Source organism: Rathayibacter sp. SD072 (assembly GCF_017355185.1).
Lineage (GTDB): Bacteria > Actinomycetota > Actinomycetes > Actinomycetales > Microbacteriaceae > Rathayibacter.
In genome coordinates this window covers 213,108-225,341 of sequence record NZ_JADILJ010000001.1, presented here as the reverse complement: position 1 = coordinate 225,341, position 12,234 = coordinate 213,108, and the positions used below count along the sequence as shown (strand labels likewise).

Here is a 12,234-nt window from a genome sequence, read left to right as displayed (position 1 = left end):
CATGGGTCAGCGCCCCGCGGGCTTCGGCCAGCGTCCGGGCGGTCCCGGCGGAGGAGCCGGTCGTCCCGGTGGAGCCGGTCGCCCCGCAGGCGGCGGCTTCCAGCGTCCCGGCGGCGGCGCCCCCGGTGCCGGCGGCGGCTTCGCCCCGCGTCCCGGTGGCGGCGGCGGTCGTGGCCGCGGACCCGGCGGCGGCACCGCAGGTGCCTTCGGCCGCGGTGGCGGCAAGAGCAAGGCCCGGAAGTCCAAGCGCACGAAGCGTCAGGAGTTCGAGCTCAGGGAGGCCCCGTCGCTCGGCGGCGTCAGCGTCCCCCGCGGCGACGGCAAGACGGTCATCCGTCTGCGCCGCGGCGCGTCGATCTCGGACTTCGCCGACAAGATCGAGGCGATGACCGGCGTGCCGGTGCCCCCCGGCAACCTGGTCACCGTCCTCTTCGCCCTCGGCGAGATGGCGACGGCGACCGAGTCGCTCGACGAGGCCACCTTCGAGGTGCTCGGCGGGGAGCTCGGCTTCAAGATCCAGGTCGTCTCGCCCGAGGACGAGGACAAGGAGCTCCTCGAGGGCTTCGGTCTCGACCTCGAGCAGGAGCTCGACGACGAGACGGACGAGGACCTCGAGATCCGTCCCCCCGTCGTCACCGTCATGGGTCACGTCGACCACGGAAAGACGCGCCTGCTCGACGCGATCCGCAACGCCAACGTCGTCGCCGGCGAGGCGGGCGGCATCACGCAGCACATCGGTGCGTACCAGGTCGTCGCGGAGCACGAGGGCATCGAGCGCCCGATCACCTTCATCGACACCCCGGGTCACGAGGCGTTCACCGCCATGCGAGCCCGCGGTGCCCAGGTCACGGACATCGCGATCCTCGTGGTCGCGGCGGACGACGGCATCATGCCGCAGACCATCGAGGCGCTGAACCACGCCCAGGCGGCCAACGTGCCGATCGTGGTCGCGGTCAACAAGGTGGACAAGCCCGACGCCAACCCGGCCAAGGTGCGCCAGCAGCTCACCGAGTTCGGACTGGTCGCGGAGGAGTACGGCGGAGACGTCATGTTCGTCGACGTGTCGGCTCGTGCCGGCACCGGCATCCAGGACCTCCTGGACGCCGTGCTGCTCACCGCGGACGCCGGTCTCGACCTGCGCGCCAACCCCAACAAGGAGGCACGCGGCGTCGCCATCGAGGCGAAGCTCGACAAGGGACGCGGCGCGGTCGCGACCGTGCTCATCCAGTCGGGAACGCTGCGCGTCGGAGACGCGATCGTCGCCGGAACGGCCTACGGCCGCGTCCGTGCGATGGCGGACGAGAACGGCAACGCCGTCCTCGAGGCCGTGCCGTCGCGTCCGGTCCAGGTGCAGGGACTCTCGTCCGTGCCCCGGGCCGGTGACACCTTCCTCGTCACCGAGGAGGACCGCACCGCGCGCCAGATCGCCGAGAAGCGCGAAGCCGCTCAGCGCAACGCCCTGCTGGCCAAGGCCCGCAAGCGCATCTCGCTCGAGGACTTCACCCGTGCTCTCGAAGAGGGCAAGGTCGAGTCGCTCAACCTCATCATCAAGGGCGACGTGTCCGGTGCCGTCGAGGCGCTGGAGGAGTCGCTCGTCAAGATCGAGGTCGACGACTCGGTGCAGCTGCGCATCATCCACCGCGGTGTCGGTGCGATCACGGAGTCGGACGTCAACCTCGCGACGATCGACAACGCGATCATCGTGGGCTTCAACGTCCGCCCCGACCCGAAGGCCCGCGAGCGCGCTGCTCGAGAGGGAGTGGACATCCGCTTCTACTCGGTCATCTACAACGCGATCGAAGAGGTCGAGAACTCGCTCAAGGGCATGCTCAAGCCCGAGTTCGAAGAGGTCCAGTCGGGTGTCGCCGAGATCCGCGAGGTGTTCCGCTCCTCGAAGTTCGGCAACATCGCGGGTGTCATCGTCCGCTCCGGCACGATCACCCGCAACTCGAAGGCGCGCGTCATCCGCGACGGCGTCGTGGTGGGCGACAACCTCGCCATCGAGTCGCTGCGTCGCTTCAAGGACGACGTCACGGAGGTCCGTACGGACTTCGAGGCCGGTATCGGTCTCGGCAAGTACAACGACATCCAGATCGGCGACGAGATCGAGACGATCGAGATGAAGGAGAAGCCGCGAGGCTGATCCGACACGCAGAGGAGGTCCGGGGTTCGCCCCGGGCCTCCTCCGTCGTTGAAGGGGGTCCTTCCGGTCGGCCTCGGGCCCGGTCGGGACGGCGGCATCCTCTTCGCGCGCTCTTCCCGCGCCCTGAGGGCGCCCGCCAGACCCGAGCCGGGCACGCGAAGAGGACGCCGTCGCCCCTCCACTCCGGTGGGTGCACTCCTCCAGGTCGGTCGGCTCCGGGTCGAGCGGTCGTGCGAGGCGGTGCACCCACTCCGAACGGAGGAGCGGGCGGAACGCCTCGTCGCGCCTCCCGGCTCGGGTCTGGCGGGCGCACCGCAGGTGCGCGGGAAGGGAGGTGCGGCGAGGCGTTCCGTCTGCGACGTCCCCCTCGAACCCCGCTCCGGGCAGTCAAGCCTGGGGCGCGTCCCGGAGGCGGGAGAATAATCAGAGGACGGGCCCGACGGCCCGTCGAGAGAGAGGTGGGACCAGCTATGGCAGATCCGGCACGGGCGAGGAAGCTCGCCGACAGGATCAAGGTGATCGTCGCCAAGCGGCTCGAGCGCGGCATCCGCGACCCGCGGCTCGGCTTCGTCACCATCACGGACGTCCAGGTGACGGGCGACCTCCAGCACGCGTCGGTGTTCTACACCGTCTACGGCACCGATGAGGAGCGCACCGACTCGGCCGCCGCTCTGAAAGCGGCGACCGGCATGCTGCGGACGGAGGTGGGCAAGAACATCACGTCGCGCCTGACCCCGTCGCTCGAGTTCATCCTCGACGCGGTCCCCGAGAACGCGAAGCACATCGAGGACCTGCTCGTCGCAGCGCGCACACAGGACTCGCAGGTGCAGACGCTTGCGGCCGGCGCGAGTTACGCCGGCGACGAGGACCCCTACGTCAAGCCTCGTGAGGACGACGACGAGGACTGATCCAGAGCACGGAAGACCGCGGAGCCCGTGGCGACCTCGACCGATTCCAGGACGACGTCGACACGGGCTCCCGGCGTGAGCGGGGCCTGCACGTCGACGGTGACCTCGGGCTCGAGGAGCTGCACCGACGAGCGCGTCCGGCTGGTCGAGACGACGACGCCCGAGAAGACCGAGCCCTCGAGGCCGCGGAGGACCGCCGCCTCGACGACGGCGGTCGCCGCTCGGTTCACCGCTCCGGAGCGGCGGTCGCCGGCGGCCATGAGCGCCGGGATCCCCGGCAGTGCCTCACGGAGCCACTGCGGCGGCTCCTCGCCGCGGCTGACGGCGAGGCAGACGGCCAGGCCGAACCGGTCGACGAGGCGGCGCAACGGCGCGGTGACGTGGGCGTACGGGGCGGCGAGAGCGGCCTGCTCCGGCTGCTCCGGTGGGCTGCCGTCGAAGGCGGTGTAGCCGGCGCCGCGGAACAGCGACGCGGCGGAGTGCATGACGGCCAGCTGGGCGGGATCGCCCGTGTCGAGGCGGCGCAGGTAGTCGCCGTAGGACTCGCCGGCGTGCCACGGGGCTCCGAGGAGCTCGGTGCGGGCGCGGAAGGCGGCGAGCGTCTCGGCGTCCGCGGGCGGCATCGTGCGGAGGATCCCCACTCCGGCGTCGAGCATCATCGTCGCGGCGGCCATGCCCGTCAGGAGCGACACCTGCGCGTTCCAGTCCTCGGACTCGAGGGGTGCGCGGCGCTCGACGCGGTAGCGGCCGTCGTCGGCGACGATCTCCTCCTCGGGCAGCGTCAGGCTCGCGCCGCCCCGCTCCGACTCGCGTGCCCGGCGCTCGCGGCCGAACCAGGGCAGCAGGGCGATCGAGGGATGCAGGGCGCCGTTCCCGGCGTCGCGCTGCACCCCCGCGTAGTCCAGGCGCGCGACGCTGGCGACCAGGGCGCGCTCGACGCGGACGGAGCGAGGCTCGGCGTCCGATCCGAGCTCGAGGGTCCAGACCAGGGCGCGGCGCCGCTGCTCGGGGAGCAGGGACGCGGCTCCCTCCGAGAGCACGTCGGGATGCAGGGGGATCCTGCCGTCGGGCAGGTAGTAGGTCTGCGTGCGGCGGCGCGTCTCGGCGTCGAGGGCGCCCCCGGGCCGGACGACGGCGGGGACGTCGGCGATCGCGTAGCGGAGGACGGCGCCGCCGGGGGACTCCTCGAGGTGGAGCGCCTGATCGAGGTCGAGGGAGCCGGGCGGGTCGATCGTGACGAACGGGATCGCCGTGAGATCGATCCGGCCGTCGTCGTCGGCCGTGCGGTCGGCCGCCGCGGCTTCCGCCAGGGCGTCCGCGGGGAAATCGCCCGGCAGGTCGTTCTCGGCTCGGACGGCGGCCAGCGCGCGATCGACGTCGGAGTCGGGGCGGGGGAGGCGGAGACGGCGGCGGGTCACGGCGCCACGCTACCCGTGTCCTCCGACGCCCGCCCTCGGCTCACGCGTGCGGGAGGAGGTAGCCGTCCTCGGGAGTGCCCGTCGCCAGACCGTCGGCGAGGAGCCCGGCGAGAGCCCGGTCGAGCTGCTCGGCGTCCGGCCAGAGCGAGCGCACCTCCGCCTCGGTGACGGGACCGTGCGACGCCCTGAGCTCCGCGAGCACCAGGCCGCGGACCTGCCGGTCCGACCCCTCGAACCTCTTCTGGCGCGCCTTCACGGGCCCGTCGTAGGCCGGGTAGCCCTCCGCGCGCCAGCGGCAGGAGTCGCGGATCGGGCAGACGTCGCAGCGCGGGGAGCGTGCGGTGCAGACGATCGCGCCGAGCTCCATCATCCCGGCGTTGAAGACGGCCGACTCGGTGACGTCGTCGGGCAGCAGCGCCTCCATGGCCGCGAGATCCGGGTTGGTGCGCGGCGGACCGGGCTCGCCGGATCCGGCGACGGCCCGGGCGATCACCCGCCTCACGTTCGTGTCCACGACGGGATGGCGACGGCCGTAGGCGAAGACGGCGACGGCGCGCGCGGTGTAGTCGCCGACCCCGGGGAGGGCGAGGAGCGCGTCGACGTCCTTGGGCACGACGTTGCCGTGCTCGTCGGCGATCGCGACGGCGCACGCGTGCAGTCGGAGGGCGCGGCGCGGGTAGCCGAGCGACTGCCAGGCGCGGACGGCCTCGCCAGAGGGCACGGCCGCGAGGTCGGCGGGCGTCGGCCACCGGCGGAGCCATTCGTCCAGGCGGGGGATCACGCGGACGACCGGCGTCTGCTGGAGCATGAACTCGCTGACGAGGGTCCCCCAGGCGGGGAAGCCCTCCCGGCGCCACGGCAGGTCGCGGGCGTCGCGGCGGAACCACTCGACGATCGCGGGGGCGAATGCGGCGGGCATCCGACCAGCGTAGGCGCTGCCGCGTATCGTGGACGGATGACGAAGTGGGCTCCGCAGAAGGTCGATGTGCTCGACGCGCTCGCGGCGGAGGTGCTGCACAACTACGCCAGGGGTCGCGTCGCCGTCGCGATCGACAGCGACGATCCCGTGGTCTCGGCGTCCTTCGCGGACGACCTCGCGGCGGCTCTCGCCCGGGCGGGCCACGGTGCGTTCGTCGCGCACCTGAGCGACTTCCAGCGGGCGCGGGCGGAGCGGGAGGACGCCTCCGTGCCGGAGGAGGAGCGCGCCTACCGCCTGCGCTACGACTACGAGCTCCTGCGGCGCGTGCTGCTCGACCCGTTCAAGCTCGGCGGCAGCACCGGCTTCGTGCTCGCGGCCTTCGACTCCGTGCGGGACGAGCCGAGGCAGCCGCGCTGGCGCACGGCGGGCCGCGACGCGGTGCTCCTCGTCGACGGCGAGTTTGCGTTGCGCCCGGAGCTGCGCGGAGCGTGGAACCTCGGCATCCGGCTCGACACCCAGGAGCCGCCGGTCGACCCCGCCTACCGGGCGAGCACGGATCCGCGCCGGCTCGCGCCGGTGCTGATCGACGTCCGCGATCCGGAGCACCCGCGCCGCGTCTTCGCCGACTCCTGCTGAGCCGGCCCGACGTCAGACGGCCGAGGCCCGCCGGGCCACCTCGTCGGGAGCGAGGAACGCGCCCGAGCGCTCCACCTCGTGCACGAGCTCGACGAGGAGCTGGTTGACCGGGGCCTCCCGGCCGAGCCGGTGCGCGGTGCGCACGACGGCCCCCGCGAGGTGGTCGATCTCGCTGGGCACGCCGCGGCGGATGCTCTGGAGCGTGGACCCGGGGTTCGGCACGTCGCCCATGCCCTTCGCCATCCGCCGGGGCAGGAGCTCGACCACCGGGAGGGGAGCGGCCGCGAGAGCGCGGACCGCGGTGTCCGAGAGTCCCTGCAGAGCGCCGAAGCGGACCCCGGAGGCGAGGCCGGTGCGGGCCGCCTCCTTCATCGCGCGGGCGAGCAGTCGGCGCAGACGCGGCTCGGCGATCGTCTCCTGCACCGAGAGCCCGGTGATCGCGGGCAGGGCGTTGACCTCGTTGATGAGGAGCTTGGTCCACTGAGCGCCGAGGAAGTCGTCGGTGACCGCGACGGGTACCGCCTCGCCGAGGACGGCGGCGGCGCGCCGCACCTCGTCGTCGGCCGGTCTGCCGGGGACTCCGAGTGTCGTCGTCGCGGGTGCGGTGACGGTGACGCGCCCCGGCTCGAGGTGGCTGGCGGCGAAGAGGGCGAGTGCTCCCACGAGGGAGGCGTCGCGCACCTGGCGGGCGGCGGCCTGCAGCCCGTCGAGGCCGTTCTGCACGACCACGATCAGCGCGCCGTCGACCGTGCGGCGATTCGCGCGCAGCGCGTCCTCGGCGTCCTGGGCCTTCGTGCAGAGGAAGGCGACGTCCGGGACCAGGTCGAGCGTCTCGCCCGTCCTGACCCACGCGGCGTGCTCGCCCCACGCCCCGTCGAGGCGGATGCCGGAGCGCCGGATCGCGGTGAGGTGCGCTCCTCGGGCGGTCGCCTCGACGTCGTGCCCGGCCCGGTCGAGGAGGGCGGCGATCGTTCCGCCGACGGCGCCCGTCCCGAGTACTGCGATCCTCATCCGACCAGCCTAGGACGGCGCGGTCGCCGCCTGCTCCCGCGGCTCGCTCCCGACCGGCGCGTGTATCCTCGCACCCGTGTTCGCGACCCCCACTCCTCCGGTGACGGCCCCGAACGGGATCCTCCTGCTGGACAAGCCCGGTGGCATCACCAGCCACGACCTCGTCTCGCGGACCCGGCGCCGCGCCGGCACGCGCAAGGTGGGTCACGCCGGCACGCTCGACCCGATGGCGACCGGCCTGATGATCCTGGGCCTGGGTCCGTCGACCCGACTGCTCACGTACCTCGTGGGCCTCGACAAGGAGTACGAGGCGACGATCCGCCTCGGCGCCTCCACCACGACGGACGACCGCGAGGGCGACGTGCTCGAGAGCGCGCCGCCCGCCGCGGTCGCCGCGATCGGCGAGAAGGCCGTCGACGCCGGGATCGCGGGGCTCACGGGCGCGATCGAGCAGGTCCCGAGCTCGGTCAGCGCGATCAAGATCGACGGGCGCCGCGCCTACGCCCGCGCCCGCGACGGCGAGGAGGTCGTGATCCCCGCGCGTCCCGTCACCGTGAGCGCCTTCGACGTCCTCGCCCGCCGCGAGGTCGACGGCTTCCTCGACCTCGACGTCCGGGTCACCTGCTCGTCCGGCACGTACATCCGCGCCCTCGCCCGCGACCTCGGCGCCGTGCTCGGAGTCGGGGGGCACCTCACCGCGCTGCGCCGCACGGCCGTCGGCCCGTTCGGGGTCGCCGCGGCCGGCGAGATCGACGAGCTGGACGTCCCGACCGCTCTGCTCACGCCGACCTCGGTGGCGGCCGAGCTCTTCCCGCTGCTGCGGCTGGACGCGCAGTCCTCCGCGGACCTGGCGAACGGCAAGCGGATCGCGGTCCCGGAGGAGCTGCGCGACTCCACGGGACTGCTGGCCGCCGTCGCCCCGGGGGAGAGGCTCATCGGGCTCGCCGAGCGCCGCGGCTCGGTGCTCAAGAGCGTCGTCAACTTCCCGACGGAGGACGTGCGGGCGGTCGCGCCGTGATCGAGTGGTTCACCATCGTACAGGTGGCGGTCGCCGTCGCGGCGGGACTGCTCTGCCTGATCCTCGGGCTCCTGAACCGCCGCCCGTCCGACGTGTCGGTCGGCGCGACCGCGATCGTCGAGCTCCTGCTGATCGTGCAGCTGGCCGTCGCGATCGTCTCGCCGCTGATCGGCAACAACCCCTCCGGCAGTCTGCCGGAGTACTACATCTACCTGATCTCGGCGCTCCTGCTGCCGCTCGCGGCCGGCTTCTGGGCCCTGATCGAGCGCACCCGGTGGAGCACGGTGATCCTCGGAGCAGCCTGCCTCTCGATCGCGGTCATGGTGTACCGCATGCACCAGATCTGGTTCGTCCAGGTCGCGTGAGCAGTCCGGGCCGACGCCCGGCTCCGAGCGCCTAGCATTGACTCTGCGATGTCCACACACTCCAGCGAGGCCGAGGATCGGGGCGCCTCCACCCCGAACCGGCCGTCCCGACCCGTCCGCTCCACCCGCTCGAGGGGGGTCGGCAGCCTGCTCGTCACGGTCTACGGGATCCTCGCTCTGGCCGCGACCGGCCGCTCGGTCTTCCAGATCATCGACCGCTTCGACGAGGCCCCGCTCGCGTTCTCGCTCTCGGCCCTCTCGGCCCTCGTCTACATCGTCGCGACCGTGGCGCTCGTCGCGCGCGGGGCGTTCTGGCAGCGGGTGGCGTGGGTCACCATCACCTTCGAGCTCGTCGGCGTCCTCGTCGTCGGAGCGATCAGCGTCCTCGCACCCGAGCTGCTCGGCCTGACGAGCGTCGACCCCTTCGGCCGCCAGTCGACCGTGTGGTCGGCGTTCGGAGCGGGCTACCTGCTGATCCCGCTCGTCCTCCCGGTCCTGGGTCTCTGGTGGCTCCGCGTGCAGGGCCGCAGGAGCGCCCTCTGATGCGCGTCGAGACGCGAGCGCAGGACCTCGCGGGGATCGGCCCCTCCGCGGTGACGATCGGCAAGTTCGACGGGGTCCACTCCGGGCACCGCGCCGTGATCGGCACGCTGCACGAACGAGCGCGCGAGCGCGGACTCGCCGCCGTCGTCGTGACCTTCGACCGCAACCCGCTGAGCGTGATCGCCCCCGAGAAGTGCCCGCCCGCGCTCGTCGGCAACGAGCAGAAGCTGGAGCTGCTCGCCGGCACGGGCGTGGACGCGACGCTGCTGCTCACCTTCGACGAGGAGTTCCGCTCGCTCTCGCCCGAGGAGTTCGTGCAGCAGATCCTGGTCGACGCGCTCGAGGCGCGCGTCGTGCTCGTCGGCTCCGACTTCCGGTTCGGGGCCCGGGGTGCCGGCGGCATCGACCTGCTCCGGGCGCTCGGCGCCGAGCACGGCTTCGAGGTCGAGCTCATCGACGACGTGCGGCCCGAGCACGGCCGCCGCGTCTCCTCCACCTGGATCCGCGACCTGCTCGCCGAAGGCGACGTGGAGCACGCCACCCGCCTGCTCGGTCACGAGCCGGTCGTCCGCGGCGTCGTCGTGCACGGGGCCAAGCGAGGGCGGGAGCTGGGCTTCCCGACGGCGAACCTGTCGCCGGAGTCGCAGGGCCTGATCCCCGCCGACGGCGTCTACGCCGGGCGCCTGAGCGTCGAGGGGCGCACCTACCCCGCCGCGATCTCCGTGGGGAGCAACCCCACCTTCATCGGGGTCCCGCCCAAGCAGGTCGAGGCGTTCGTGCTCGATCAGACGCTCGACCTCTACGACCGGATCGTCGATGTCGCCTTCGTCTCGCGGATCCGCGGCATGGTCGCGTACGAGGGCGTCGAGCCGCTCATCCGGCAGATGAACGACGACGTGAGCCGCGTCCGCACGGTCCTCGGCGAGTCCTAGCAGCGCAGGACCGCCCGCACCAGCGGGGGAGGCGCCCAGGGCATCGGCGTACGGTGGCCGACATGAGCGAATCCTCCTCCGATCCGTCGCGCCCGCTGGCGCTCGTCACCGGTGCGACCGGCTACATCGGCGGCCGGCTCACCCCGCGCCTGCTGGAAGCGGGCTTCCGCGTGCGGGTCCTCGTCCGGGATCCGCGCAAGCTCGCCGAGGTGCCGTGGTCCGAGCAGGTCGAGGTCGCCCAGGGCGATCTGGGCGATGCGGAGTCGCTGACCGCCGCGTTCGAGGGCGTCTCGGTCCTCTACTACCTCGTCCACTCGATGGGCTCGGGAGCCGACCACGCCAAGTTCGAGGAGATCGAGAGCAGGGCGGCGACGAACGTCGCCGAGGCCGCCCTCGCCGCCGGCGTCGACCGCATCGTCTACCTCGGCGGTCTGCACCCCGAGGGCCAGGAGCTGTCGAAGCACCTGCGCTCGCGGGCCGAGGTCGGCCGGATCCTGATGGAGTCGGGCGTGCCGACCATCGCGCTCCAGGCCGGTGTGATCATCGGCTCCGGCTCGACGTCCTTCGAGATGGTGCGCCATCTGACGGACATCCTCCCCTACATGCCCGCCCCGCAGTGGGTGCGCAACTTCATCCAGCCGATCGCCGTGCGTGACGTGCTGCACTACCTCATCGGCTCGGCCTCGCTCGAGGACCGCACGCTCAACCGCACCTTCGACATCGGCGGTCCGGACGTGCTCCGCTACGGGCAGATGATGAACGGCTACGCGGTCGAGGCGGGGCTGCCGCAGCGGCCGATCGCCTCCCTCCCCGTCTTCACCCCGTGGCTCGCGTCGCAGTGGGTCAACCTCGTGACGCCGATCCCGCGCTCGCTGGCGGTGCCGATCATCGCCTCCCTGCAGTACGACTGCATCGTGCGGGAGCAGGACATCCGCTCGCTCATCCCCGATCCCGAGGGCGGGCTCACGCCCTACCGGCGCTCGGTGCGGCTGGCGCTGGGCAAGATGCAGGCCGGCGAGATCGAGACGAGCTGGCAGAACGCCGAGGTCTCGGGCGCCCCGAGCGATCCGCTGCCGAGCGACCCCGAGTGGGCCGGGCACACCGTCTACGTCGACCGCAAGGAGCGCCGCACCGACGCCGACCCGGCGAAGCTGTGGCGGGTCATCGAGGGCATCGGCGGCACCAACGGCTGGTACTCCTTCCCGCTCGCCTGGGCGATCCGCGGGTGGATGGACAAGCTCGTCGGGGGAGTGGGGCTCCAGCGCGGGCGCCGCGACTCCGAGCGCCTGCACGCGGGCGACGCGCTCGACTTCTGGCGGGTCGAGGCGATCGAGCGGCCCACGCTGCTCCGCCTCCGCGCCGAGATGAAGGTGCCGGGCGGAGCGTGGCTCGAGATGCGCGCGGAGCCCGCGGAGGGCGGCGGGTCGCTCTACACGCAGCGCGCAGTGTTCTTCCCGCAGGGCCTCGCGGGGCGCCTCTACTGGTTCGCCGTCCTGCCCTTCCACGGCATCGTCTTCAACGGCATGGCGAACCGGATCACCGCCACAGCGCTCGATCTGCCGGACTCCGGTGACGAGCGGTCCCCTGGCGGGCGCGGGGCGCAGCGGTGACAATGGAGACTCCGGAGAGCAGCGACACCGCCTCCGGACCGAACGAGAGGAGCACGATGAGCGAGCCGTCGGACACGGACGCGGGGCGCGATCTCCAGCTGGGGAAGGTCCTCTTCGTCGGGGACAGCATCATCCAGGCCGGGGCCTGGGACGAGTGGCTCACTTCGTCGACGGTCGTCGACGAGGGCCACGGAGGGGCGACCACCGCGGACATCGTGGCGCGTCTGCCCGAACTGGTCGAGCAGGCCCCCGAGACGGTGGTGCTGCTCATCGGCACCAACGATCTCGCCTGGCACCGCACCACCGAGCACATCGTCCGGAACATCGAGACGATCGTCGCCACTCTGCGCCGGGACCTCCCGGACGTGCGGCTCCTGGTCAACTCGGTCCTGCCGCGCGGGCACGAGTTCGCGCCGCAGATCCGGGACGTGAACCGCCACCTCTGGCAGTTCGCCCCCACGGCGCACGCCGCCTACCTCGACCTCTGGCCGGTCTTCGCCACGGAGGACGGGGCGATGGACGACCGGTACAGCCCGGATCGCCTGCACCTGAACGAGGACGGCTACGCCGCCTGGCGCGGGGCGCTCGGGCCGGCGCTCGACGCGCTGCTGCGGATGCCGCCGCGCACCCGCCCGATCACGCTGCCGTTCGACGAGTTCGCGCGGCCCAAGACGGCCTAGCCCTCACGCGCCTGCCGGATCCCCGAGGGGCTCGGCGGCGCTGACTCCCGT

Annotated in this window: 12 protein-coding genes; 9 read left to right on the top strand and 3 right to left on the bottom strand. The window is 72.7% G+C overall.

Annotation, left to right across the window (positions count from 1 at the left end; all coding sequences use genetic code 11):
- Together infB and rbfA are read left to right on the top strand one after the other, a co-directional pair.
- Nucleotides 1-2,143, top strand: a 2,143-nt coding sequence (gene infB, locus IOC53_RS01090) for a translation initiation factor IF-2 (RefSeq protein ID WP_207402530.1), incomplete at its 5' end; no start/stop codon positions are given.
- 470 nt (nucleotides 2,144-2,613) lie between these two features.
- On the top strand, nucleotides 2,614-3,051 hold the full coding sequence (rbfA, locus tag IOC53_RS01085) for a 30S ribosome-binding factor RbfA (RefSeq protein ID WP_207402529.1): 438 nt from the start codon (nucleotides 2,614-2,616) through the stop codon (nucleotides 3,049-3,051).
- Here the strand turns inward: rbfA and IOC53_RS01080 are convergent.
- Together IOC53_RS01080 and IOC53_RS01075 are read right to left on the bottom strand one after the other, a co-directional pair.
- Complete coding sequence (locus IOC53_RS01080; protein ID WP_207402528.1) at nucleotides 3,015-4,469, bottom strand: RNB domain-containing ribonuclease; 1,455 nt, start codon at nucleotides 4,467-4,469, stop codon at nucleotides 3,015-3,017. The two genes, rbfA and IOC53_RS01080, sit on opposite strands and share 37 nt — an antisense overlap.
- 40 nt (nucleotides 4,470-4,509) lie before the next feature.
- The gene (locus tag IOC53_RS01075) at nucleotides 4,510-5,388 is read right to left on the bottom strand and encodes an A/G-specific adenine glycosylase (protein WP_207402527.1); all 879 of its coding nucleotides are present in this window, start codon (nucleotides 5,386-5,388) and stop codon (nucleotides 4,510-4,512) included.
- Between the two features lie 36 nt (nucleotides 5,389-5,424).
- On the opposite strand from IOC53_RS01075, the gene IOC53_RS01070 reads away from it, so the two are divergent.
- A complete protein-coding gene (locus IOC53_RS01070; protein ID WP_207402526.1) occupies nucleotides 5,425-6,024 on the top strand; it encodes a hypothetical protein in 600 nt (199 codons plus the stop codon).
- A 12-nt stretch (nucleotides 6,025-6,036) separates the two neighbouring features.
- On the opposite strand, the gene IOC53_RS01065 is transcribed toward IOC53_RS01070, so the two are convergent.
- Nucleotides 6,037-7,035 (bottom strand): ketopantoate reductase family protein, encoded by a 999-nt coding sequence (locus tag IOC53_RS01065; RefSeq protein ID WP_207402525.1) that lies wholly within the window; start codon nucleotides 7,033-7,035, stop codon nucleotides 6,037-6,039.
- A 76-nt stretch (nucleotides 7,036-7,111) separates the two neighbouring features.
- Between IOC53_RS01065 and truB the strand changes: the two genes are divergently transcribed.
- From truB to IOC53_RS01035, 6 genes are all read left to right on the top strand, one after another.
- A complete protein-coding gene (gene truB / locus IOC53_RS01060; RefSeq protein ID WP_307786014.1) occupies nucleotides 7,112-8,053 on the top strand; it encodes a tRNA pseudouridine(55) synthase TruB in 942 nt (313 codons plus the stop codon).
- The gene (locus tag IOC53_RS01055; protein ID WP_207402524.1) at nucleotides 8,050-8,418 is read left to right on the top strand and encodes a hypothetical protein; all 369 of its coding nucleotides are present in this window, start codon (nucleotides 8,050-8,052) and stop codon (nucleotides 8,416-8,418) included. The genes truB and IOC53_RS01055 overlap by 4 nt, the downstream gene beginning before the upstream one ends.
- A gap of 48 nt (nucleotides 8,419-8,466) precedes the next feature.
- Nucleotides 8,467-8,961: a hypothetical protein gene (locus IOC53_RS01050; RefSeq protein WP_242682616.1), complete on the top strand. Its 495-nt coding sequence runs from the start codon at nucleotides 8,467-8,469 to the stop codon at nucleotides 8,959-8,961.
- Nucleotides 8,961-9,893: a bifunctional riboflavin kinase/FAD synthetase gene (locus IOC53_RS01045; RefSeq protein WP_207402523.1), complete on the top strand. Its 933-nt coding sequence runs from the start codon at nucleotides 8,961-8,963 to the stop codon at nucleotides 9,891-9,893. The genes IOC53_RS01050 and IOC53_RS01045 overlap by 1 nt, the downstream gene beginning before the upstream one ends.
- Nucleotides 9,894-9,955: 62 nt before the next feature.
- A complete protein-coding gene (locus IOC53_RS01040) occupies nucleotides 9,956-11,503 on the top strand; it encodes an SDR family oxidoreductase (protein ID WP_207402522.1) in 1,548 nt (515 codons plus the stop codon).
- 56 nt (nucleotides 11,504-11,559) lie between these two features.
- On the top strand, nucleotides 11,560-12,183 hold the full coding sequence (locus tag IOC53_RS01035; RefSeq protein WP_207402521.1) for a GDSL-type esterase/lipase family protein: 624 nt from the start codon (nucleotides 11,560-11,562) through the stop codon (nucleotides 12,181-12,183).
- Nucleotides 12,184-12,234 lie beyond the last annotated feature (51 nt).

What these genes read in the sequence shown, in the direction of transcription:
- IOC53_RS01045 (WP_207402523.1), top strand. Translation starts at nt 8,961, where the DNA reads ATGCGCGTCGAGACGCGAGCGCAGGACCTCGCGGGGATCGGCCCCTCC.
- IOC53_RS01070 (WP_207402526.1), top strand. Translation starts at nt 5,425, where the DNA reads ATGACGAAGTGGGCTCCGCAGAAGGTCGATGTGCTCGACGCGCTCGCG.
- IOC53_RS01050 (WP_242682616.1), top strand. Translation starts at nt 8,467, where the DNA reads ATGTCCACACACTCCAGCGAGGCCGAGGATCGGGGCGCCTCCACCCCG.
- IOC53_RS01075 (WP_207402527.1), bottom strand. Translation starts at nt 5,388, where the DNA reads ATGCCCGCCGCATTCGCCCCCGCGATCGTCGAGTGGTTCCGCCGCGAC.
- IOC53_RS01040 (WP_207402522.1), top strand. Translation starts at nt 9,956, where the DNA reads ATGAGCGAATCCTCCTCCGATCCGTCGCGCCCGCTGGCGCTCGTCACC.
- IOC53_RS01065 (WP_207402525.1), bottom strand. Translation starts at nt 7,035, where the DNA reads ATGAGGATCGCAGTACTCGGGACGGGCGCCGTCGGCGGAACGATCGCC.
- IOC53_RS01035 (WP_207402521.1), top strand. Translation starts at nt 11,560, where the DNA reads ATGAGCGAGCCGTCGGACACGGACGCGGGGCGCGATCTCCAGCTGGGG.
- rbfA (WP_207402529.1), top strand. Translation starts at nt 2,614, where the DNA reads ATGGCAGATCCGGCACGGGCGAGGAAGCTCGCCGACAGGATCAAGGTG.